The sequence below is a fragment of the Variovorax sp. HW608 genome, from assembly GCF_900090195.1.
Classification (GTDB): Bacteria; Pseudomonadota; Gammaproteobacteria; order Burkholderiales; family Burkholderiaceae_C; genus Variovorax.
This window is the reverse complement of sequence record NZ_LT607803.1, coordinates 3,648,224-3,670,147: the sequence shown is the minus strand read 5'-3', so window position 1 is coordinate 3,670,147 and position 21,924 is coordinate 3,648,224. Positions and strand designations below refer to the sequence as shown.

The 21,924-nt window shown below is 65.6% G+C and carries 23 protein-coding genes and 3 pseudogenes; 14 read left to right on the top strand and 12 right to left on the bottom strand.

Annotated features, from left to right (window positions below):
* Positions 1-174: 174 nt before the first annotated feature.
* From VAR608DRAFT_RS38395 to VAR608DRAFT_RS17230, 5 genes and pseudogenes are all read left to right on the top strand, one after another.
* Positions 175-333: pseudogene (locus VAR608DRAFT_RS38395) on the top strand (hypothetical protein); the annotation flags it as partial.
* 6 nt (positions 334-339) lie between these two features.
* Positions 340-972: a hypothetical protein gene (locus VAR608DRAFT_RS17250; RefSeq protein WP_331713039.1), complete on the top strand. Its 633-nt coding sequence runs from the start codon at positions 340-342 to the stop codon at positions 970-972.
* A 7-nt stretch (positions 973-979) separates the two neighbouring features.
* Positions 980-1,237 carry a hypothetical protein gene (locus VAR608DRAFT_RS17245; protein ID WP_088955164.1) on the top strand — a complete coding sequence of 86 codons (258 nt, stop codon included), beginning with the start codon at positions 980-982 and terminating at the stop codon, positions 1,235-1,237.
* A gap of 976 nt (positions 1,238-2,213) precedes the next feature.
* Entirely contained in the window at positions 2,214-2,786 is a 573-nt protein-coding gene (locus tag VAR608DRAFT_RS17235) for a hypothetical protein (RefSeq protein WP_088955162.1), read from the top strand.
* A gap of 21 nt (positions 2,787-2,807) precedes the next feature.
* Positions 2,808-3,653, top strand: a complete 846-nt coding sequence (locus VAR608DRAFT_RS17230) for a hypothetical protein (RefSeq protein WP_088955161.1) — start codon at positions 2,808-2,810, stop codon at positions 3,651-3,653.
* A 311-nt stretch (positions 3,654-3,964) separates the two neighbouring features.
* Here the strand turns inward: VAR608DRAFT_RS17230 and VAR608DRAFT_RS17225 are convergent, their stop codons facing one another.
* From VAR608DRAFT_RS17225 to VAR608DRAFT_RS38025, 3 genes and pseudogenes are all read right to left on the bottom strand, one after another.
* Positions 3,965-5,152 carry an ATPase gene (locus VAR608DRAFT_RS17225; protein WP_088958829.1) on the bottom strand — a complete coding sequence of 396 codons (1,188 nt, stop codon included), beginning with the start codon at positions 5,150-5,152 and terminating at the stop codon, positions 3,965-3,967.
* Positions 5,153-5,182: 30 nt separating this feature from the next.
* Entirely contained in the window at positions 5,183-5,524 is a 342-nt protein-coding gene (locus tag VAR608DRAFT_RS38285) for a response regulator (protein WP_269458566.1), read from the bottom strand.
* Between the two features lie 129 nt (positions 5,525-5,653).
* Positions 5,654-5,776, bottom strand: a pseudogene (locus VAR608DRAFT_RS38025) (IS30 family transposase); the annotation flags it as partial.
* Positions 5,777-5,836: 60 nt separating this feature from the next.
* Between VAR608DRAFT_RS38025 and VAR608DRAFT_RS38560 the strand changes: the two are divergent.
* Positions 5,837-6,068 (top strand): annotated as a pseudogene (locus VAR608DRAFT_RS38560) (LapA family protein); the annotation flags it as partial.
* Between the two features lie 108 nt (positions 6,069-6,176).
* Here VAR608DRAFT_RS38560 and VAR608DRAFT_RS17210 read toward each other — a convergent pair.
* From VAR608DRAFT_RS17210 to VAR608DRAFT_RS17200, 3 genes are read right to left on the bottom strand one after another with little or no spacing between them, the layout of a single operon-like run.
* A complete protein-coding gene (locus VAR608DRAFT_RS17210) occupies positions 6,177-7,025 on the bottom strand; it encodes a fumarylacetoacetate hydrolase family protein (RefSeq protein ID WP_088955159.1) in 849 nt (282 codons plus the stop codon).
* Between the two features lie 33 nt (positions 7,026-7,058).
* Positions 7,059-7,805, bottom strand: a complete 747-nt coding sequence (locus VAR608DRAFT_RS17205; protein ID WP_088955158.1) for an SDR family NAD(P)-dependent oxidoreductase — start codon at positions 7,803-7,805, stop codon at positions 7,059-7,061.
* Positions 7,802-8,536 carry an SDR family oxidoreductase gene (locus VAR608DRAFT_RS17200; protein ID WP_088955157.1) on the bottom strand — a complete coding sequence of 245 codons (735 nt, stop codon included), beginning with the start codon at positions 8,534-8,536 and terminating at the stop codon, positions 7,802-7,804. Before VAR608DRAFT_RS17200 ends, VAR608DRAFT_RS17205 begins: the two co-directional genes overlap by 4 nt.
* 153 nt (positions 8,537-8,689) lie before the next feature.
* On the opposite strand from VAR608DRAFT_RS17200, the gene VAR608DRAFT_RS17195 reads away from it, so the two are divergent.
* The 3 genes from VAR608DRAFT_RS17195 (at position 8,690) to VAR608DRAFT_RS17185 (ending at position 12,084) form a co-directional block, all read left to right on the top strand.
* Positions 8,690-9,397, top strand: a complete 708-nt coding sequence (locus VAR608DRAFT_RS17195; protein WP_088955156.1) for a FadR/GntR family transcriptional regulator — start codon at positions 8,690-8,692, stop codon at positions 9,395-9,397.
* A gap of 88 nt (positions 9,398-9,485) precedes the next feature.
* Entirely contained in the window at positions 9,486-11,012 is a 1,527-nt protein-coding gene (locus VAR608DRAFT_RS17190) for a UxaA family hydrolase (RefSeq protein WP_088955155.1), read from the top strand.
* Between the two features lie 13 nt (positions 11,013-11,025).
* The gene (locus tag VAR608DRAFT_RS17185) at positions 11,026-12,084 is read left to right on the top strand and encodes a malate/lactate/ureidoglycolate dehydrogenase (RefSeq protein ID WP_088955154.1); all 1,059 of its coding nucleotides are present in this window, start codon (positions 11,026-11,028) and stop codon (positions 12,082-12,084) included.
* 17 nt (positions 12,085-12,101) lie between these two features.
* On the opposite strand, the gene VAR608DRAFT_RS37110 is transcribed toward VAR608DRAFT_RS17185, so the two are convergent.
* On the bottom strand, positions 12,102-12,320 hold the full coding sequence (locus tag VAR608DRAFT_RS37110; protein ID WP_157731037.1) for a hypothetical protein: 219 nt from the start codon (positions 12,318-12,320) through the stop codon (positions 12,102-12,104).
* Positions 12,321-12,334: 14 nt separating this feature from the next.
* On the opposite strand from VAR608DRAFT_RS37110, the gene VAR608DRAFT_RS17180 reads away from it, so the two are divergent.
* Complete coding sequence (locus VAR608DRAFT_RS17180) at positions 12,335-12,685, top strand: alpha/beta hydrolase (RefSeq protein ID WP_088955153.1); 351 nt, start codon at positions 12,335-12,337, stop codon at positions 12,683-12,685.
* A gap of 70 nt (positions 12,686-12,755) precedes the next feature.
* Here the strand turns inward: VAR608DRAFT_RS17180 and VAR608DRAFT_RS17175 are convergent, their stop codons facing one another.
* Positions 12,756-14,117, bottom strand: coding sequence for a TAXI family TRAP transporter solute-binding subunit (locus VAR608DRAFT_RS17175; RefSeq protein WP_172843864.1), 1,362 nt, complete (start codon positions 14,115-14,117; stop codon positions 12,756-12,758).
* Positions 14,118-14,253: 136 nt separating this feature from the next.
* Positions 14,254-15,723, bottom strand: a complete 1,470-nt coding sequence (locus VAR608DRAFT_RS17170) for an RNA-guided endonuclease InsQ/TnpB family protein (RefSeq protein WP_088955151.1) — start codon at positions 15,721-15,723, stop codon at positions 14,254-14,256.
* Between the two features lie 215 nt (positions 15,724-15,938).
* On the opposite strand from VAR608DRAFT_RS17170, the gene VAR608DRAFT_RS17165 reads away from it, so the two are divergent.
* The 3 genes from VAR608DRAFT_RS17165 (at position 15,939) to VAR608DRAFT_RS17155 (ending at position 18,040) form a co-directional block, all read left to right on the top strand.
* Positions 15,939-16,340 carry a DUF2501 domain-containing protein gene (locus VAR608DRAFT_RS17165; RefSeq protein ID WP_088955150.1) on the top strand — a complete coding sequence of 134 codons (402 nt, stop codon included), beginning with the start codon at positions 15,939-15,941 and terminating at the stop codon, positions 16,338-16,340.
* Between the two features lie 276 nt (positions 16,341-16,616).
* On the top strand, positions 16,617-17,165 hold the full coding sequence (cysC, locus tag VAR608DRAFT_RS17160) for an adenylyl-sulfate kinase (protein ID WP_088955149.1): 549 nt from the start codon (positions 16,617-16,619) through the stop codon (positions 17,163-17,165).
* On the top strand, positions 17,162-18,040 hold the full coding sequence (locus tag VAR608DRAFT_RS17155) for a hypothetical protein (RefSeq protein WP_088955148.1): 879 nt from the start codon (positions 17,162-17,164) through the stop codon (positions 18,038-18,040). Before cysC ends, VAR608DRAFT_RS17155 begins: the two co-directional genes overlap by 4 nt.
* 6 nt (positions 18,041-18,046) lie before the next feature.
* Here the strand turns inward: VAR608DRAFT_RS17155 and slmA are convergent, their stop codons facing one another.
* A complete protein-coding gene (gene slmA / locus VAR608DRAFT_RS17150; protein ID WP_088955147.1) occupies positions 18,047-18,697 on the bottom strand; it encodes a nucleoid occlusion factor SlmA in 651 nt (216 codons plus the stop codon).
* Positions 18,698-18,818: 121 nt separating this feature from the next.
* On the opposite strand from slmA, the gene galE reads away from it, so the two are divergent.
* Positions 18,819-19,838, top strand: coding sequence for a UDP-glucose 4-epimerase GalE (gene galE / locus VAR608DRAFT_RS17145; protein ID WP_088955146.1), 1,020 nt, complete (start codon positions 18,819-18,821; stop codon positions 19,836-19,838).
* 13 nt (positions 19,839-19,851) lie between these two features.
* On the opposite strand, the gene argB is transcribed toward galE, so the two are convergent.
* Positions 19,852-20,745 (bottom strand): acetylglutamate kinase, encoded by an 894-nt coding sequence (gene argB / locus VAR608DRAFT_RS17140; RefSeq protein WP_088955145.1) that lies wholly within the window; start codon positions 20,743-20,745, stop codon positions 19,852-19,854.
* Positions 20,746-20,795: 50 nt separating this feature from the next.
* The gene (locus VAR608DRAFT_RS17135) at positions 20,796-21,890 is read right to left on the bottom strand and encodes a glycosyltransferase family 4 protein (RefSeq protein ID WP_088955144.1); all 1,095 of its coding nucleotides are present in this window, start codon (positions 21,888-21,890) and stop codon (positions 20,796-20,798) included.
* Positions 21,891-21,924: the final 34 nt, after the last annotated feature.

Genomic DNA, 21,924 nt, shown 5'->3' with positions numbered 1-21,924 from the left:
GAACTCGAGGAGCGCCACAGCGAGAACGTCAAGGCGTGACGTACAACGGCGAATCCTTCGTCGTCGGGCTGGACGTGATGAGCCGCGCCGCCTCCAGCTCGGACTCGGGCGCCACCTGGACGAAAAGTACTACGTTGGCGCCCCGTACCACGCTCTCATCGGGGTGCTCTCTCTTATATGGACGAGGACCACATCGACGTGCTCGTCCTGGGCCTGCCCGTCAGCCACTTCCGCGATCCGAGCAAGCCGGCGGCGCTCAAGAAGGCCTACACGGGCACCATCGATCTGGATGGCGTGCGCAGCGTGGTCATCGACAAGGTCGTCGTGCGCCCGCAGCCCATGGGTGGCTTCTACAGCCTCAATCGGCACATCGACGGCATCAACAAGGTCATCGCCAAGTACCCGCAATCGGGCCTGAAACCCCTGGCGGACTGGAACCAGCTGGTCGACACCATGACGATCGTGACGGTCGACCCGGGCGAGTACACGCTGGACTGGCTCCTCGTGAACCGCGGCCGGCCCAATACCGACGTGTCGGGAGCTGCGGCCGATGCGGGCCGCCACCGCGTCATGACCACGGTCAAGGAGCACCTGGAGTCGAAGATCGGCCGCACGATCGCCCCGTCGAACCTGAACCGCTTGAACAACTCGCTGCGTACCGGCGCCGTCTTCAAGCTCGACGGCCGCGCGATCGACATGGCAGATCCTGAGATCTTGGCCGCAGCGCGCCGCGCCGTACGCGACCCGGTGGGCATCATGATGAACGGCATCAAGGGCGCCTGGGACATCATCGACACGGTCGTGATGGTCGGTGGCCACCCGGCGCACTACGCCGAAGAGATCGCCGAGCGCATGCCCGACATGCCGATCTACGTGCCCAAGCACTCGGTCTTCGCCAACGTTGAGGGCCTACAGCTCATCGGCGAAGGCATCGCGAAAGCCGAGGCTCTGGCCGGGGCCGAAGCGGCTTGAAGGGCAATTGGCGATGAAGAAAATCGGAGACCAAGCCACCAACGACGACGTCCTCGACATTCGGATTCGGTTCCTTCGGCGTGAGAGCCCGATGCTGTTTCGTGCCATCGAGCAGTTCAGTGGGCGCCCCGGCGACCGCGCACGAAACGGCTTCATCCGCCAGCTCATGGAGATGGGCCTGGTCGTCCAAGAGGAGCGCCTGCGCCGCATGGACGCATGGACGGCCTCTCGACCCGGATCTCCGGAGGCCTGGTCGATGAGGTGATCGGCACGGTTTCGAACGTCCAGCGCGCACCGACGCCGGCCACGCCAGCGGCAGACTCGCAGGCTCCGCTCGCTCCGATAACTGCGACCGAGAGTTCGGTTACGTCCGAACAGGCTCCAGCGAGCCTGTCGCCCGCTCGCGTCGATCCGATGTCTGCGACCTCGTTCGCCGTGCCCGCGGTGAAGCAGGAGCCGGCGCCCGTAGCGCGGCCCGAGCAAAGCACCCCCTCGAACGCCGAACCACCGGCCGCGACAGCTGCGCGCGACGACGACCGCCCTCCTCCGCGCGTCCCCGGCTTCGCAGGCCGCCGAATGCTGGCCGGCGAGTCGTACGAATGAAACCGCCGAGCCGCGGAGCCCAAATGAACAGCACGGAACTGGAGCTAAGCATGCTTAGCTCCAGTTGGCTGTCTGCTGGCGCCCGCGTTGTTCGGAAATCATGCAAACGAACTGGTGCTAACCATGCTTAGGCCCAGTTGCCTGTCAGGTTTTGGCGGCTTTCCACGTTGCGCGCAACTGGAGCTAAACATGCTTAGCTCCAGTTGCTTGGCGAATGGGCCCGGCTCGTCGCGCAAGGGCAGCTGCGGGCAACTGGAGCTAAGCGCGCTTAGTGCCAGTCGAGCGCGCCCGTGGCGCCGGCAGTCGCCGACCTCCCGATTTTTCAACGGGACCCGGCGCGGGGGGCGAGGTTACAGGCAACTGGAGCTAAGCATGTTTAGCTCCAGTTGCTCGCAAGGACCGATTCGGACCCGTTTTCGGCCGATTTCTGGCAGTTGTTTCCAAAACTCGTCACATTTATCGGCCATTTTGGGGGAATCGGGGGGGAGCGCCCCTGAGGAACCTGCAGTCCCGAGCGGACCCAGCTGGCCGTCGGCCCCGTCCCTTGCGAGCCATGGTCGAGAGATGGCCTAAGTCCACACCAGAACCAATCGACCGCTTGAACCAGACCCTCCGAGCGCCGGCCTGGCGCCCGGACCATGCACCAGATGAACAGCAATCAAGACTTGAACCGCAGCTCGCAAGCGAACGACTCCGTTGGGGAGCCGACCCACAACGGACACCCGTCCCCGGAAAGCCCGCAGATCGCGCCTCCCATCCAGGACCCTCTCTCGCAGGCCGACGCTCCGACGGAGCGTCTCAGCAGCTGGTACGAATCCGCTGTGCAGCCCGTCACTGACAAGACCGCCGTCAGCTATCGGCGGAACTACTTCATGCTGGTGGACCGCACCGCCGCCGCAATCAACCTGGATCCCGATTTCGTAACGGTCGCAGACTTGATCGAGCAACTGCGCGCGGACACGACACTCACCGATGGCACCAAGAGCACCTATCGAGCCGCCATCGTGTGGGCCCTGAAGCAACCCAGCATCGACTTTCTGCCTGCCGATCGCGAAAAGGGGCTCGAGCTCATCAGCGCATTCAATCCACGACAAGGCGCTGCTCAAGAAATCAAACGCAACGGCCGGGTGAAAGCGCGGGCCATTCCTGAGCAGGATCTCGGGCCGTTGCTCAACGGCCTTCTCGCCGCCCGATCCTCCCCGCAGTCCTGAGGCACGAAGACCACGGCCTGATTGAATGCCGGCATTGCCACTGGGGCCCGCCCAGGTGAATGGGAGACCGCGTACTGGTTCGATCGCGATCGCCGGATCCTCCGACTGCCGAATGCGAAGCTGAAGAAGCAGGCAGTGTTCGCCTGGCAGCACATTCCCGAACGACTCCTGAATCGCGCAGATGCAGATTTGGCCATGATGGCCGAGGCCGATCTGGAGAACGTCTCCGCTGTCATCTCGGCGGCCAAGCGCCACTCGGATGCGCTCGCCAAGAATCTGGCCTTCTTCGACCAAGCAGAAGCTGGGACCGCTTCGAGCAACGCTGCCGCCATCGAAAGCCTTCGTCGCCTTCGGGCGTGGGAACTGCGAAATGCCGGACTCGCGTGGCGCGACATTGAGGTACCGCCCCGTTGGGTTGGAGCTGTGGACGCTCGCCTGACCAACTTGCGCCAGTACCTGACCGGAGAAGGCAGTGACGCGTGGGGCTTCCAGCGCTACTTCGACGGTTGCAGGGCGGCTTTGCGCAAGGCCTGCTTGCGCGCATTCCCTGACGGCCGGCTCTATTCGCTCTACGACACCCGTTCGACCGCTGCCGCAAACATGCAGGCGACCATCGGATCCGAGGTCACGGCGATGGTCATGGGGCACTACAAGAAACGCAAGCGCACGATCGCCGAGAACTACGCAGGTTCGGATCGTGCGTTCCGCCGCGCCGGCAGATTCGCCCCCGGCCTGGCGGACGCACAGAACCAGCGCGACCAGGCAGCGGATCGGCAAGCGGAACTATTAATCCAGTCGGCTTCGACCGAATCCGGTCACGCGCCTGCAGCTGACGGTCCCACTGATCACGCGCAGGCCGAGCTATGAAGTTTGTTGCGCTCATTGTTGCGTCACGAAACGATCCGCGAAACAACACGGATCGGGAGGTTCCCGGGCGCCGTGACCGCACGTGGGAACCCGGTTGCGGCCGGCGCTCCCTAAAACATTGAGTTCCCCAAGGTCGACCATCGACCTTTTCCGCCCCACGCCGACCGAACCGGCTGGGGCGTTTTTACTTGCCCAGTGCGTACACGTCATGTGACAGCTAAACCTGACATCGGCACTTCCTTCGCCTGGCTCCTGGCGCTTCAACGGTGTGCGTCGTCTTGGGCTCACGGCAGGGTGAACCGCGAATTCATCTAACCCTGAACTTTCAGGTTCGCCGGCGGAGGCGATACCATGTCGAGCAAGCCGTGAGATTGCAGAAGGTCCGCAAGCGTGCCTTCTTCGAGGGCATAGACGCCACGGCGCTCCCTCCAGATCAGTGCCTTGTCCTGCAATGCAACCAAGACCTGCTGCACATTGGAGGTGTCGGGCTCGATGCGCTCCTCCGGCGCGATGGCATTCAGCACCTGGCGATAGGCGGCGAGAGTGTCGGCCTCGAACGGGGCGAAGTCGGCACCCCGTGCCGCCATGACCCGAAGAACCGCCGATTGCAGAGGCGTGAGCCCATGCACAACTCTCAACATCTGGGCGTCCCCGGCCTGAATCTGCTCGTCGACGGCCGCGGCGAATCGTGCGGGAACGTCCTTTGCCGCAAGGGAGAAGTCGAACCTAAGCAGGTCCGCGGCTGCGCCGATCACTTCGGGCCGGAAGGCTGCTCGCGCGAAAAGCTTCTCAACGTCTGGGGGAGACAGTGGTGCCGGAAGTTGGATACGGCTGCAGAACCATTCGATGAAGTCCGCTCCCAACGCAGGAAACTGAACCAGCGGCGCACCGAAGAAGGCCTGGTCCTTGCTGTTTCGCAGCATGGCCAACTTGTCTCTGTTGGATCCGGTGGCAACGATGCGAAGGCCGTGATGGCCGCTGCCGTTCAACTCGTCGCGCCCGGCCTTCAGAGCGAAGAGGGCATCGTAGCCATCCTCGGTAGTGATCGCGTGTTGAGCTTCGTCGATGATCAGGACGATCGTTCGCTTCACCTCATCCGACAACGCGGCCAGTGCTGAGCTGAGCGATACCTGCGCACCCAGTCCAACTCGATCCAGCGAGAACGTGACGCCGCCGACGTTCACCTTTTCCATTCCTGCCGACCGGGCCAGGCGGGTGATGACGCCTTCGTGTTTGGCAAGTTCAGCGCGGATCGCCGAAACGATGGCGAGGCCAGGGTTCGCCTTCCGGTCGGCCCAGAGATCGACGTACAAGACCAGGGCGCCCTCTGCCTCAAGCTGGGGGCGCAGGTCCTCGCGTAGAAACGTGGACTTGCCAGTGCGCCGCGGCGCGGCAAGGAAGAGGCCGGAGCCGGAGGCAGAAGGAGTCCCCGACAACAGTATCTGTCTTGCCATGTTCGCGGCAAGAGCGCTTCGGTGGAAGACGATCGCCTCATTCATGGTGCGCCTCGCATAGGAGAATATTGCCAATTATAGCAAACTATAGTGAATTATAAAATCCAGGTGGCGGCGCTCCGCCGCTCGAACGGGTTGTTGCGCTTCCCCCCGCTCGGCGACCCCGATCGCCTTCTCTCTCGCGGCGGGGGTGGGCGCGGGCGGCCGGCGCCGCACTGCCGCCAACGGGACTTCGCCGTCCACTGGCTTTTCCAGGAAGTCCCCCGCCCCCAGCTTCATGGCGTCCACGCCAGCGCTCAGGTCGCCGCGTCCGGTGATGAAGATCACCGGCGGCGCGTCTCCCCGCTCGAGCAGGCGCTGCTGCAACTGCGGCCCCGAAACGCCCGGCATCTGAACGTCGAGCAGGATGCAGGCCACGTCGCCAGCGGGCGGATTGACAATGACCTCGTCGGCCGAGGCAAATGCGGCGCTTGCCCACCCCCGCGCCATCGAGCAGGCGCAGCAGGCTGCCGCGCACGGCGGGATCGTCGTCGATGACGTGCTGATTCAACCGGTCGATGCAACGATCTGGCTGAACGTTTCAGCCGGCGTTTGGAAGTCGAGAGTCTTCCTGGGTCGTTCGTTCAATCTGCGTGTCAGCGCAATGAGCTTGGCCTGTGAGTAGGTCGAGACATCGCGAAGGGTCCCGTGGGAGTCGCCGCCGCTGTCTTGTTCGTTGTCGTGCTGTCGATGTCGGTACTCGCCGCGCTGAACTGGGCGCTCCTTGCCGCGCCGGCACGCCATTTCACTCGGCTTCACCCAAGTGCACGCACCGCTCGGACTGGTCATGCTCGCACTGACCGCCGTGATGGGGCTCTTCTTCGCCTACGTGATCTTCCTGCAGGGCTCGATTCTTTTCGAGACCCGTCGCCATACCAGGGAGATGCAGGCCAAGCGCGGTCTGGCCGACAAGGCGCGCGCCATGACACGCTCCTGGCGCGCATCGCGCAGCTCGAAAACCGTCTCGATCAGCGCTCTTCGCCGTCGGCGGCCTGAACCGGCCGCTTGGCAAGGACCGCCGACGCGCCCATCAGAGCTTGAACGGAATCACTTCCTGCCGCTGCTCGCCCAGGCCTTCGATGCCGAGCGTCATTACGTCGCCCTTCTTGAGATAGAGGGGCGGCTTCATGCCGAGGCCGACGCCGGGCGGCGTGCCGGTGGTGATCACGTCGCCGGGCAAGAGCGTCATGAACTGGCTCAGGTAGCTCACGATCCTGGCGACGTTGAAGATCATGGTCTTGGTATTGCCGGTCTGCATGCGCTTGCCGTTGAGGTCGAGCCACATCGAGAGCTTCTGCGGATTGGGCACGTCGTCGCGCGTGACCAGCCACGGGCCGATCGGGCCGAAGGTGTCACAGCCCTTGCCCTTGTCCCAGGTGCCGCCGCGCTCGATCTGGTATTCGCGCTCGCTGACGTCGTTAACCACGCAGTAGCCGGCGACGTAGTTCAGCGCGTCCTTCTGCGACACGTAGCGTGCGCGCGCACCGATCACAACGCCGAGCTCGACTTCCCAGTCGCTCTTGACCGAGCCCTTGGGCAGCATGACCGGATCGTCCGGGCCCTGGATGCAACTCGTCGCCTTCATGAAGACCACCGGCTCGGCGGGAATGGGCAGCCCCGATTCCGCCGCGTGGTCTGCATAGTTGAGACCGATGGCGATGAACTTGCCGACGTTCGCGACCGGCGAGCCGTAGCGCGGCTTGCCCTTGACCAGCGGGAGCTTGTCGACCTTGACCTTGCGCAGCTTGGCGAGCGCGGCGTCGCTGAGCTGCTCGGGTCCGATGTCCTTAACCACCGCGCTCAGGTCGCGCAGATTGCCGTCGCCATCGATGAGGCCCGGCTTCTCCTTGCCCGGGTTGCCATAGCGAACGAGTTTCATCAGTCTTTCCTTTCGTTGTGCTTGATTTCAGTGTCAGTAAGTCGATCGGCCGCCGGAGAGGTCGAACACGGCGCCGGTCGAGAACGAGCATTCTTCCGTGCAGAGCCACGCGACCATCGCCGCGATCTCCTCGATCTTGCCAAAGCGGCCCATCGGGATTTTCGACAACATGAAGGCGATATGGTCCGGCGTCATCTGGTCGAAGATCGCGGTCTTCACCGCGGCGGGCGTCACGCAATTGACGCGCACGCCGGTGTCGGCGAGCTCCTTGCCGAGCGACTTGGTGAGCGCGATCAGGCCCGCCTTGCTCGCGCTGTAGGCGCTGGCGTTGGGATTGCCGTCCTTGCCCGCGACCGATGCGATGTTGACGATGCGCCCGTAGCCCTGCGAGCGCATCTGGCCGACGACTTCGCGGCAGCAGATGAAGGGGCCATTCAGATTCACCTCCATCACCTCGCGCCATGCGTCCACCGGGTAGTCCCAGAGCCGGGTGTTGGGTCCGGTGATGCCCGCGCTGTTGACGAGCGCATCGATGCGCCCCGCCTGCGCCAGCGTGGCCGCGACCGCCTTCGCGACCGAAGGCTGCCGGGCCACGTCGACCGTGAGCGCGAAGGTCTTCGCACCGAGCGACCACGCAGCCTTGGTCGCCGCTTCGCCGTTGCTGTCCCAGATGGTCACGCTGCCGCCCGAGGCCAGCAGGCGCTGCGCAATGCCGTAGCCGAGCCCGGTGGCGCCGCCGGTGATGACGGCATGCCGGCCGGAGAAATCGAGCTGGTTCATATCGTGATGCCGCCGTCGACCGCGTAGGCCTGCCCGGTGACGAACTGCGATTCGTCGCTCGCGAGGAACACGACGAGCGGCGCGATCTCCTCCGCCTGCGCGAGACGACCCATCGGCTGCCGCGCGATGAAGGCCTTGCGCGCTTCGACCGGATCGGCATTGGCATTGATGCGGTCGGTGAGCGACGGCGTGTCGACCGTGCCCGGGCACACCGCGTTGCAGCGGACGCCCTGCGCCACGTAGTCCGCCGCGATGCTCTTCGTCAATCCAATGACGGCCGCCTTGGTGGTGCCGTACACGCAGCGGTTGGGCAGCCCCTTGATGCTCGAACACACGCTGGCCATGTTGATGATGCTGCCCTGCCCCTTGGCGAGCATGCCCGGCAGCACCGCCTTGATCAGCCGGAACTGGGCGCGCACGTTGAGATGGAAGGCGAAATCCAGATCCTCATCGCTCGCCTGCAACGCGGCGCCGTTGTGCACCACGCCCGCGCAATTGAAGAGCACGTCCAATGCCGGAATGCCCTTGACGAACGCCGCGATCGCATCCTTGTCGAGCACGTCGAGCCTCGTGGCGTGAATGTTGGCGATGCCCGCATAGCGCTCGAGCAGTTTCTCGTTCACGTCGGTCGCCCAGACCTGCGCGCCCTCGGCCGCCAGCGCGAGCGCGCTTGCATGCCCTATGCCCTGCCCGGCCGCGGTCACGAGCGCGGTCTTGCCCTGGAGTCTCATGGAGTGTCCTCGTTGAAGCTTTCGAATGGCCTTCGGCCGCAGCGGCCGCAACGTTCAGGGTTTCGCCCGATGGCTGCCGTACGATGCGCTCCGTATTCTGAATTGGCCTGACCACTTGTCCAATTCAGGGACAACCCTAAAGTCTCCAACGCCGTGCCTCTCCAGACCGTCGAGCCCCGCCGCCTGTACCGTCAGATCGCCGATCAGCTTCGCGCGCTGATCGCGAACGGCGAGTTCGCGATCGGCGATCGTTTGCCGGCAGAACGCGACCTCTCCCACCAGCTCGGCGTGAGTCGCCCTTCGGTGCGCGAGGCACTCATCGCGCTCGAGGTCGAAGGCTGGGTCGAGGTGCGCACGGGCTCCGGCATCTACGTGCTCGATCGCTCGCATCGCACTGCCGAACCCATCGCTGCGGCGGAATGGGGTCCGCTCGAACTCATTCGTGCGCGCCGCGTGGTCGAGGGCGAGACCGCGGCGCTCGCGGCCACGCTCGGCAAGCGCAAGGACGTCGACGCGATGACGCGCGCGATCGACGCCATGCGCGAGATGGCCGACCGCAACGTCATGCCGCTCGAAGGCGACCGGGCCTTTCACCTCGCGGTCGTCGACGCCTGCGGCAACGTGGTGCTGTCGGAGACGGTGCAAGCCTTCTGGGATTCGCGCAAGGGGCCGATCTTCACGCGCCTCGGCGGCTACTTCGAGACCGTGAAGTCATGGCGCTGCGCGATCGCCGAGCACGAAGCGATCCGCGACGCCATCGCGGCCCGCGATGCGGACGGCGCGCGGCGCGCGATGCACGAGCACATGGACAAGTCGCACCAGCGATTCAGCGCGAGCTGGCGCCGCGCGAAGGCAAGCTGATGCTGATCACCTCCATGGCGTCGCTGGTACTTCCGCTGCCCAAAATATTCCTCCAGGCGGCTCCGATCGCCATTCCGAGACCCACACGATGAACCCCTTTATCCGTCTACACCCAGCCGATGACGTCGTGATCGCACGCGGCCAGTTGCTCGGCGGCACGCCCGTCGAGGGCGTGACTGCCCGCGGCCTGATCCCACCGGGCCACAAGATCGCCGTGCGCGCGATCGCGCAGGGCGAGCCGGTGCGGCGCTACAACCAGATCATCGGCTTCGCGAGCCGGGCGATCGCGCCCGGCGAGCACGTGCACACGCACAACCTCGACATGGGGCCGGACAAGGGCCACTTCGAGCGCGACTACGCCTTCGGCGCCGACGTGAAGCCGGCGCCCGCGCACCGCGAAGCGAGCTTCATGGGCATCCGGCGCGCCGATGGCCGCGTGGCGACGCGCAACTACATCGGCGTGCTCACCAGCGTGAACTGCTCGGCCACCGCGGCGCGCGCGATCGCGGATCACTTCTCGCGCAAGACCAATCCGGCCGCGCTCGCAGCCTTTCCGAACGTCGACGGCGTGGTGGCGCTCACGCACGGCACCGGTTGCGGCATGGACGCCGGCGGGCTCGGCATGCAGATCCTCGAGCGCACGCTCACCGGTTATGCGACGCACGCCAACTTCGCGGCCGTGCTGGTCGTCGGCCTCGGCTGCGAGGCGAACCAGATCAATGCATGGCTCGCAACGGGCAATCTCCAGGAAGGCGAGAACCTGCGCGTCTTCAACATCCAGGACACCGGCGGCACGCGCAAGACGGTCGAGAAAGGCATCGCACTGATCAACGAGATGCTGCCGCGCGCCAATGTGGTGAAGCGCGAGCCCTGCAGCGCTTCGCACATCACGATCGGGCTGCAGTGCGGCGGCTCGGATGGCTACTCGGGCATCAGCGCCAACCCCGCGCTCGGCGCGGCGGTGGATCTGCTGGTGGCGCATGGCGGCACGGCGATCCTTTCCGAAACGCCCGAGGTCTATGGCGCCGAGCACCTGCTCACGCGCCGCGCCGTGCGGCGCGAGGTCGGCGAGAAGCTGGTCGAGCGCATCCGCTGGTGGGAGCACTACACCGCCATCAACGAAGGCGAGATGAACAACAACCCCTCGCCGGGCAACAAGGCCGGCGGGCTCACGACGATCCTCGAGAAGTCGCTCGGCGCGGTCGCCAAGGGCGGCACCAGCAACCTCGAGGCGGTCTACGAATACGCCGAGCCGGTGACCGCGCACGGCTTCGTCTACATGGACACGCCCGGCTACGACCCGGTCAGCGCCACCGGGCAGGTCGCGGGCGGCGCGAACATGATCTGCTTCACCACCGGCCGCGGGTCGGCGTACGGATGCGCGCCCTCGCCTTCGCTCAAGCTCGCGACCAACTCCGCGCTCTGGCAGCGGCAGGAAGAGGACATGGACATCAACTGCGGCGAGATCGTCGAAGGCACGGCGTCGATCCAGGAGATGGGCCGGCGCATCTTTGAGCTGGTGCTGGCGACCGCGTCCGGCGAGCAATCGAAAAGCGAGAAGCACGGCTACGGCCAGAACGAGTTCGTGCCCTGGCAAGTCGGCGCGGTCATGTGAGAAAGAGAGACCCATGTCCAGAACCATCCAGGCATCCACGCTCCGCAAGCAGGTCGCGGCCATCGTTCAAGCAGCGGGCAGTTCCCCGGCGGAGGCCGAACAGGTCGCAGGCAACCTCGTGCTGGCCAATCTGAGCGGCCACGATTCCCACGGTGTCGGCATGGTGCCGCGCTATGTCGATGCGGTGGCCGAGGGCGGGCTCAAGCCCAATGCATCGATCGCGGTCAAGCTCGATGCAGGCGCGATCCTGGCGCTCGACGGGCAGCACGGCTACGGGCAGATCGTCGGCGTGCAGGCGATGGAACTCGGCATCGCGCGCGCGAAGCAGAACGGAAGCTGCATCGTCTCGCTCGCCGAATCGCACCATCTGGGGCGCATCGGCCACTTCGCCGAGATGGCGACCGCAGAGGGCCTCGTGTCGATGCACTTCGTCAACGTGCTGTCGCGCCCGGTGGTCGCGCCTTGGGGCGGCGGCGATGGCCGCTTCGGCACCAACCCCTGCTGCATCGGCGTGCCGCTCGCGGGCGCAGAACCCTTCATCCTCGACTTCGCGACCAGCCGCGTGGCGCAGGGCAAGATGCGCGTCGCGCACAACAAGGGTGAGCGCGTGCCCACCGGCTACCTGATCGACGAGCACGGCGCACCGACCACCGATCCGGGCGTGGTCGTGGTGCCGCAAAGCAATGGTCTCTTCGGCGCGCTCATGACTTTCGGCGAGCACAAGGGCTATGGCATGGCGGTGGCCTGCGAGCTGCTCGGCGGGGCGCTGACCGGCGGCGGCACATGGCATCGCCCGGCCGACACCGCGCGCACGGTGCTCAACGGGATGCTCACGGTCCTCATCGACCCCGCGAAGCTCGGCACCGAGGCCACTTTCGAGCAGGAGGCCCGGGCCTTCATCGACTGGTTGCGCCAGAGTCCTCCGGGCGCCGGCTTCGATGCGGTGCAGATCGCCGGCGAACCCGAACGCAGGGCGCGCGCCGCGCGCGAGCAGGACGGCATCTGGCTCGACGACGCCACCTGGCGCGAGATCGTCGACGCCGGGAAAAAGGTCGGCGTCGGCGTCGATTGAGGGGTTTTCCGGTGCGTTCAGGCGCCCGGCGGCCACGCCGGCGCCCAGTCGATTGTTTCCAATTTGGTGACGCCGCGCTTCCTTTTCTGAGGGTTTTTACCTAGAAAAATCGCGCAAACTTCATCCCACGGACCAGCCGACAACCAGCTGATCTGGACGAACAGGCACTGAGCGCTGTTGGCCTCCGAAAGGATGGCGACACACCCCGCGACCGGTTCGGAATCGTCCAAACGCATTGAAGGAACCTGACATGAACACCTCGAAGATCATCGCCGCGGCTGCCCTCTCCCTCCTCGCCGTCGCTGGCGCCAACGCCGAAACCTATGACGGCGTGCATCCCCTGACCACCGGCGCGAGCCGCGCCGACGTGCAAGGCAGCGCCGTGGCTGCGGCCCGCGCCGGCAACGCGTACGGCGACGCCGCCAACGCGGGCGTGGAAATCGTGGCATCGACGACCAATCGCGCCATCGTGCGTGAAGAGGCCGTCGCAACCGCCCACAACCCGCTGCAAAGCCTCGACCGTCGCGCCTTCTACCGCGACCAAGTGCCTTCGGCGTACAACAAGCCGAAGGTTTCGTTCACCCGCCAAGCCGCCCTGTAATCAGCGCGTCGGGGCAAGAAAGAGCCGGAACCGCAGCAATGCGGTTCCGGCTTTTTTTCGTCCGCTGTCGTCAGCGGGCGTTCAGGGGATCGCCCACCGGGTCCATCTGCCGGTGGAGTTGCGCGCGCACGTAGTCCACGTGCTGCCGCAAGGTATAGACGCGGTCGGAGAAGTCCAGTGGAAACCGGGTTTCCACGATCTCGTCCTCGATCCGATCGAGCCGCGACAGGGCATCGTCGAGCTCGCCCTTGCCAAGCTTGCGCGATGCGAGGTCCTGCTCCAGAAACTTGAGCTCGCCGTAGCGGCGGTACAGCCGGCTGCGGCGTCGCCATCCGATGAGCATCGGCAGCACCCGCGCCAACGGCACCAGGATCGCCACCAGCGGCACCACCAGCAGAAGCAGCCGCTGCACATAGTTGGCGGCCCAGAACGGCAGGTAGCTCTGGAGGAAGGGCCGGCCCTGCCTGAAGTACCGCTCGGCCTGGTCCGACAAGGGAAAGTCGGTGCCCTGCGGACTCGGAAAATCCTCCGGCCGGTTGATGAGACTGGGTTGCCGGTGCACCTTCCTGGCGGCTTCCAGCAGCAGGTAGGCCAATGCCGGATGCAACTCGTCACGCACCACGAGGTTGGCCGTCGTTGCGAGCAGATGAATGTCCGTTGGCGGCAGATCGCGCCGCGGATCGACAGAACCCCGTTTCAGGCTGACCGGCTGGAAGTACGGGTATCGGCGTGCCAGCCCCTCGACATGATCGAGCGACGCCAGCCGCATGCTCGAATCGGCAAGAAGCTTCTGCACCGCGGGCGCCTGCGGGGCCGCGATGATGATTGCGGCGTCCACCTCGCCCTTGGCGAGCAGGTCGACCACGGCGAGGCCACCGGCGTTCACGAAGGTCGTGCCGTCGGACGAAATCTGCTGCCCTTCCGGCGCGGTCACGCCGTAGATGCCCAGCAACTGGATCGCCACCTGATAGTTGCCGCTGCCAGGCACCCCGACCGCGATGCGCTTGCCGGCGAGCGCTTGCAGCCCTTTCGAGACATCGACCGAGCGCGTGAAGATCCAGACCGGCTCGAAGGCCACCGTCGCGAGCGAGCGAAGCGGCGTCGAATCGGCCGGCGCATCGGGGTCGAGCGCCAGGACGCCCGTTCCACCTTGCACGAACGCGACCTCGACGGTGCCGTCATTCAGTCGCTTCAGGTTCTCGACGCCGCCGCTCGAAGGCCGCAATTCGAGGCGGATGCCCTCGGCCTTCAGAAGCTCCTGATAGCGCAGGCCGAAGCGGTGATAGGCGCCGTCGGTGGCGCCGGTGCTCATCACGATCGTGCGAGGAGGCAGCGGGCTCACATAGCGCACGACGAGCCAGATCGCCAGGGCAACAACGGCGATCAATGCAAGCCAGAGAGCGAGGTGTCGGCCGGTGGGCAGTGTCGGCATCGCCGGAGTCTTCATGCTTCAACAGGCGCGCGTTGGCATGCCAGCATTCTGCCCACGAACTGTGTGAACCTCCCCCACTAAACGGCAAGCCGCTGTGTAGTGGGGGCATCCGAATACCCCATGGCTTATGGTGAACCTAAGCCACAGCATGGAACGCGGAGCCATTGGAGGCCCCGGCCTCCAAGTGACCAGTACGCTCCTGATCGGACGTAACTTCGAGATGTTCCTTCTCTAGGGCCCGGGTTCGCTTGCGCGCGAAGGCCACTCGCTTCTTCCGTCGTTGCTCCTCAGCCGGGAGATCGCCGGAACGAACTTTCTCGATCGTCCACAGCTTGAGCACCCGTGCGGCATTGACGTCGGCATCGGCCTGGTGGCCGCAGCTCAGGCACGCAAAGAGTTGACCTTTGCGATTGCCTGCGTCGCGATGCCCGCAGCGCGAACACGTCTGGGACGAGTACGCCGGCGGCAGCTTGTAGACGAGCTTGTTGCGCTTCTTCGCCTTGTAGGTCGTGAAGCGTTGGACCGAACCCCAGGCGCTGCGAAGAATCGCGGCATTGAGTCCGGCCTTGGCGGCGGAGCCGTTGCGGGCCCAGCGGCCTTCCGCATCCAGCTTCGGGGCTGGCGCGGCGGTCATGTTCTTGATCTTCAGGTCTTCGAATGCGAAGACCTCGGCGTTGGACGCGACCAGTGCATGGCTTGTCTGATGCGCGAATTCCTGGCGCACGTTGCGGCCGTACTCGGCCTTCTTCGCTGCCTTGCGCTTGAGCTTGAGGTAGCCTTGGCTCACGCGGCTCTTGCCGTCGGCGCCCTTGACCTTCTGAGCTCGAGCCATGCGCTTCTGGTACTTGCGCTTGCCGCTCTCGGCGCGCGCGAGACGCGCCTTGTGCACGTCGCTGAAGTCCCAGGTCTTGCCGTCGGAGCCTGCAAGCGGCGTGTGCACGCCGCGGTCGCCGGCCCAGACTCGATCTTCGAGATCGGGGAGGCCCTGGATTTCGTAGAGGAGCTCCTCCGCCGTGCGGATATGGTCTGCGGCGCTGAGGTCGCGGGCGGCGCCTTTGCGATCGACCTCGATGGCCTCACCCTCGTACGAGAAGCTGACGAACCAGCGACCCGAGGGCTCCACCGAGATGATGATCTGGTTAGGCAAGCTCCATGCGCGGTGGGCATGGAACGAGAGCCTGCCAACCGGATTGGCCTTGGTCCCGAGTTCGATCACCCAGCCCTCGCGATCGCTGCGCCCGGTGACGGGCATGGGCAGGAAGCGAAAGAGCTCCTTGGTGATCAGAACCGACTGCCGTCCGTGGCGTCGTTTAATCTTGGGAGCGCCACCCAAGCCAGCGCGGAATCGCTGCAGGCCGGCGTAGAACCGCACGGCGCCGTTGCGCAGGATCTGCGAGGGCACATCCGACAGGAAGGCGGTCTCTTCGGTGACCAGGTGCGCGTACTTCTGCGAGTCTTCGTGATGTCGACCCTCAAGATAGGCCGCATTGCGCTCCCGGGTCTTGGCGTTGCGCATGAAGCGCTGGTGCCCGATCCACTGGCGCAGATGACCATTCAGAGGATCTTGCACGCTCAGCGGAGAGGAGAACCGGACCCCGGAAGTCATTGCTCGGGATTATGGCGAGCAACTGGATGAACGTACAGTCGCAATAGCGCGACACCAGAAATATCGCGCCGCTTGACCCGCGACTAAACGGGTCGGCTACGCGGTCAACCCGCTATAGTCGGCGATACGCGGCGCATTTCATTCAATGTCGTCGCGCTCCTGCCTCGGGCTTGCGCTAGTCTTCGCGCGCTTTCTCCCATTTCAAGGAGGTCCGCATGAATCACTTCACCCGGCACGGATTGGTGCTCGTCCTCGTGGGCGCGCTCGGCTGCGCGCACGCGCAAGGCCTGGATGCTCTCAAGGGCCTCGCCGGAGGAGCGAGTCCGGGCGCGGGTTCGATGGCCTCGGGCAGCCTTGGCAACGCCGCAGGCGTGCTGGAGTACTGCCTGAAGAACAACTACCTGAGCGGCGCCGGTGCCTCGTCGATCAAGGACCAGCTCATGAGCAAGATCCCCGGAGGCCAGCCGGCCTCCGACGCAGGCTACGTCGACGGCTCCAAGGGCATCCTGACGAGCAGCGACGGCAAGAAGATGGACCTGACCGGCGGCGGGCTCAAGGCAGAGCTCACCAAGAAGGCCTGCGACTTCGTCCTGAACCAGGCGAAATCGATGATCTGACAAGGCCCCGCCGAAGGGCGAGCCCCCGCTCTTCGTCTGCACGGCCTTTTCGACGCGCGCCATCGCGTCGGGCTCCGCCTGGCGGAAGCGGCCGATCGCGCTCTCGATGACGCCAGAAACATTTTGTTTCATGCGTTTGCACGGGCGATGCAAGCCCCTCACAAAGCACTCAAGCTGCCCGCGCATGCTCGATGGGTTCGCCGCGCCCATTCGCCCAAGGCGCTCAACATGCCAAAAGCAAGAATGCCAACACGATGATGATTGCGACCCCCTCCCATGGATGAAGCGTCCGTCTTGTGGTTGACGGGGCTTTCCGGTGCGGGCAAGTCCACGATTGCGCGCCATCTTCGTGCTTGTTTGCTGGGCCGCGGAGCCGCCGTGGCCGTCCTGGACGGGGACGAGATCCGCGGTGGCCTGAGCCAGGGCCTGGGATTCAGTGATGTCGATCGGCGCGAGAACATCCGGCGAATCGCCGAGATGGCTCGCCTGTTGAGCACTCAAGGGATCGTCGTGATCGTGGCAGCCATCGCTCCCTTGAGCAGGCACAGGGGGTTGGCGCGCAGCATCATCGGAGCGCCTTACCGCGAGGTCTATGTCAAGGCCTCGCTGTCCGATTGCGAACGCCGCGACGTCAAGGGCCTGTACGCCAGGGCGCGCCGCGGAGAGGTGGCGAAGTTCACCGGCGTGACCGACGCCTACGAGCCGCCCCTGAATCCCGACCTGCTCGTCGATACGTCCACCCACGGCGTCGACGTGGCGGTGAGCAGCCTGATGGCCTTGCTCGAGAGATGCCAGGCGAGGCAGACGGTGAGGCAACTGGCATGAAGAACCATCTGCTGATCGCCGGCACGGGCCGGGCCGGGACCACCTTCCTGGTGGAATATCTCGCTGCCTGCGGATTGGATACCCAGCTTGCGCGCAAGGGGCGCCACGCCTACGACGACGCCGCCAATGCGGGTCTGGAAGACCTGCTCATCGGCGAACCCGATGCGCCCTATGTATGCAAGTCGCCGTGGCTCTACGAATTCGTGGAGCGGCTGCTCGCGGACGGCGAGGTGATCATCGATGCGGTCATCGTTCCGATGCGCAGCCTCGTGGAGGCGTCCACCAGCCGGGTCGTCAACGAGATGCGTGCCCGGTACGCCACCACCGCGATGCCGGACGACTGCAAGCAGTGGGCATCCTGGGGCTCGACTCCGGGCGGCGTTGTCTATTCCCTCAACCCGATCGATCAGGCGCGCCTACTCGCGCTCGGCTTCCATGAACTGTTGCATGTCCTCATCCGACGCAACATTCCCGTTGTGCTTCTCGACTTCCCTCGCTTCGTCGAGGACCACGACTACCTTTACGAGTCGCTCGACTCAGTCCTCGGCCACCGGGTCGACCGCGTGTCGGCGCAGCGCGCGCACGAGCGCCTGGCCATGCCGGCGAAGGTCCGGGTCGGCAGGGAACTCGCGGCGGACGGCGACGTCAAGAAGCACCTCGCGCGACCCGGCGGACCACAGCGTGTCGAGTTCCCTTCTCATGAGGCACTGGATCGCATCGCTCTCGTGCGCGAACTGGCGGCGACACGAGTGACCCTGGACAAGATGAAGGCACGCGTCGCCCATGCCGACGCGATCGAGGCCTCGACCTCCTGGCGCATCACGGCCCCCTTGCGAGCGTTGTCCGGCCGACTCAGACGGTGGACAGCGCGCTGATGCAACTCAGAGCATCAGCGCAACCGCCGCATCCAGATTCTCGGAGGGCGCGCGCCGGAATCCCGAGCGCGCGAAGCGCTGGAGCCGTCCCACCACGAAGGCGGTGAGCGCGGAGGCCCGCACCTGCGCATCGACGGTGGGCGTGGCCGAGCCCTCACCCGACGCGGCATCGCGCAGGGTCTGGCGGAGGGTGGCCTCGATCTTGTCGAAGAACTGGTTCATGCGGTTCTGCAGGCGCTCGTTCTCGAACACCAGCGCATCGCCGACCATCACGCGGGTCATGCCGGGGTTCTTTTCGGCGAACTGCACCACCATCGCGACAATGCGCGCGGCCCGATCGCGGCCTGCGTCCTCGCGTTCGACGATCTGGTTGACGAGGGTGAACACGCTCTGCTCGATGAAGTCGATGAGGCCCTCGAACATCTGCGCCTTGCTCGCGAAGTGTCGGTAAAGTGCGGCCTCACTGACGTCGAGGCGCGCGGCCAGCGCCGCGGTGGTCACACGTTCGGCACCTGGCTGCTCGAGCATTGCGGCCAGCGCCTGGAGAATCTGCACGCGCCGTTCCCCCGGCTTGGGGCGCTTGCGCACCGGCGGTGCGGCCACCGTGTCTGAACTGTCGCTGGGGGCGCCAACGGCGCTAGGCTCGTCGTTCTGCATGGGCACGCGCAAAATGTAAAAAAATGATTCTCGCACAGGGGTGTGAGCGCCTGCCAAGCGGGCAAGCCCTGCTTGTCGCGCAGAATCGACACATCTTTTCAACCGGCCTGGATCGAATTCGATGAGCACAAGCATTCTTGTCACCGGCGGCGCCGGCTTTATCGGCAGCCACACCTGCGTGGCCTTGGCGCAGGCCGGCTACACGCCGGTGATCCTGGACAACCTCGTCAACAGCGATGTGCGGGTGCTCGACCGGCTGGAACGGATCATCGGCAAGAAGCCGCAGTTCATCGAAGGCGATGTCCGCGACCGGGCGCTGCTCGACAAGCTGTTCCGCGACCAGCCCATCGGCGGCGTCATCCATTTCGCCGGGCTGAAGGCGGTCGGCGACTCCGTGGCCGACCCGATCACCTATTACGACAACAACGTCTACGGCACCCTGGTGCTGGCGGCGGCGATGCAGGCCGCCGGCGTGCATACGCTGATCTTCTCGTCGTCGGCGACCGTCTACGGCGACCCCGACCGCTCGCCGATTCCCGAGAACGCGGCGCTGCGCCCGGCCAATCCGTACGGGCGGTCGAAGCTGATGGTCGAAGAGGCCTTGTCCGATCTGCAGCACGCCCGCCCGGAGTGGCGGATCGCGCTGCTGCGCTATTTCAATCCGGTCGGCGCCCACGAAAGCGGCCTGATCGGCGAGCACCCGCAGGGCAAGCCCAACAACCTGATGCCCTTCGTCTGCCAGGTGGCGGTCGGATTGCGCGAAAAGCTGGCGGTGCACGGCGGCGACTACCCGACCGCCGACGGCACCGGCGTGCGCGACTACGTGCACGTGATGGATCTCGCCGAGGGACATGTGGCGGCGCTGCGTCACGCGGAAAAGCAGCCGGGCCTGCTGAAGGTCAACCTCGGTACCGGCCAGGGGGCGTCGGTCCTCGACGTGGTGAAGGCCTTCGAGCGCGCCAGCGGCCGCCCGCTGAAGTACGAAATCGGGCCCCGCCGGCCGGGCGACGTTCCGGCCTACTGGGCCGACCCGTCACTGGCCCAGGAGATCCTCGGCTGGCGCGCCCGCCGCGGCCTGGACCAGATGTGCGCCGACAGCTGGCGCTGGCAGCAAGCCAACCCCAAGGGCTACGAACGCTGAAAGGACGACGGGCCTACCGGGCCCGGATCATCGTCCCGAAGGCCTGCTCGGTCAGGATTTCGAGCAGCATCGCGTGCGGCACGCGGCCGTCGATGATGTGCACCGCGTTCACGCCGCTCTTGGCCGCATCGAGCGCACCTTCGATCTTGGGCAGCATGCCGCCGGAGATCGTGCCGTCGGCAAAGAGTTCGTCGATCTCGCGCGCGCTCAGGTCGGTCAGGAGCTTGCCGTTCTTGTCGAGCACGCCGGGCGTGTTGGTCAGCATCATCAGCTTCTCGGCCTTGAGCACCGTGGCCAGCTTGCCGGCGACGACGTCGGCATTGATGTTGTAGCTCTCGTTCTCCTCGCCGAAGCCGATCGGGCTCACGACCGGGATGAAGGCGTCGTCCTGCAGCGCCTTGACCACGCTCGGGTCGATCGAGACGATGTCGCCGACCTGTCCCACGTCGTGATGCAGGTTCGGATCGTTCCGGTCGGCCATCCTGAGCTTCTGGGCGCGGATCAGGCCGCCGTCGCGACCGGTCAAGCCCACCGCCTTGCCGCCGGCCTGGTTGATGAGGCCCACGATGTCCTGCTGCACTTCGCCGGCCAGCACCCACTCGACGACTTCCATGGTCTCGGAGTCCGTCACGCGCATGCCCTGGATGAAGTGGCCCTTCTTGCCGAGCCGGTTGAGCGCCGCCTCGATCTGCGGGCCGCCGCCATGCACCACCACCGGATTCATGCCCACCAGCTTGAGCAGCACCACGTCCTCCGCGAAGTCCGCCTGCAGTTCGGGATCGGTCATGGCGTTGCCGCCGTACTTGATGACGATGGTCTTGCCGTGGAACTTGCGGATGTACGGCAGCGCCTGGGCCAGGATCTCGGCCTTGTCGCGGGGGGAGATGTTGAGGAAGGAATCGGTCATGGTGGGCGGTCGAAAGACGAAGTCCGGATTCGGGAATTGTGACGCCGAACTCAGGGCCGCAGCCAGCGCGGGACCTTGAAGCGCACGATCATGAGGTAGGCGGCCACGTAGGTCGCGATGAACAGGATGCAGAAGGCGACCAGCACGAGGGTGTTGTTCCAGAACAGCACCGCCGGCACCACGGTCAGCGCGGCGAAGATCCACAGGTACGGCGAGGTCCGGTTGTTGCGCGCGAGCAGCTGGCGCGCCTCGTCGTCCGCAAAGGCCACGCGGACGATGCGGCGGAAGATCAGCTGGTGGAAGTGCAGCGCATCGGCCATGCCGGGCGACTGGCCGCGCGCGACCTTCCGGTAGATCGAAAACACCGTCTCCCAGACCGGATAGATCAGCAGCAGCATCGGAAACCACGGCGACACGACCCGGTGCCGCTGCACCAGCGTGACCGCCGCGATGGCGATCACCATGCCCCAGACGTAGGCGCCGCCGTCGCCGGCGAAGATCTTGCCACGCGGGTAGTTCCACATCAGGAAACCCACGGTGGCGCCGACCAGGCAGATCACCATCGCCGCGAGCTGCCGGTCGCCGACTTGCAGCGCCACGTGCGAGATCGCGAGGCACACCAGCACCGCCACGGTGCCGGCCAGCCCGTTGTAGCCGTCGATGATGTTGAAGGCATGCGGAAGGCCGCCGATCGCCAACGCCGCGATCAGCAGCGCCATGTAGGGCATCGCCTGCAGCCAGCCGTCGAGGACCGGGAGGCCGGTGCGGTACACGCCGATGTTGAGCACCCAGCACACCACCAGCGCGCAGCCGATCGTGAGGCTGAGCCGGTAGCGGACCGACACCTGCTGCGTCACGTCCTCGATGATGCCGCCGAGCACGGCCGGCGAAATGCACACCAGCGTGAGAAGCGAGGTCTTGAGCGGCCACGACACATTGAAGGGATCGGAGGGGATCCCGGCGACCAGCCACGCCACCCCCATCCCCATGAGAATGCCCGCGCCGCCGAGGCGCGGCACATGGCCTTTGTGAAAGCGCTGCGGCATGTCGGCCGCGTAGCGCCGCGCGTGCCGGCGGGCCCGGCGCATGAAGATCTGCACGCCCAGGGCGGAGATGAGGAAGCTGATGACGATCAATGCAATCATGGGTATGGAGCGGGAACCCTAGAATCCCCGGGCG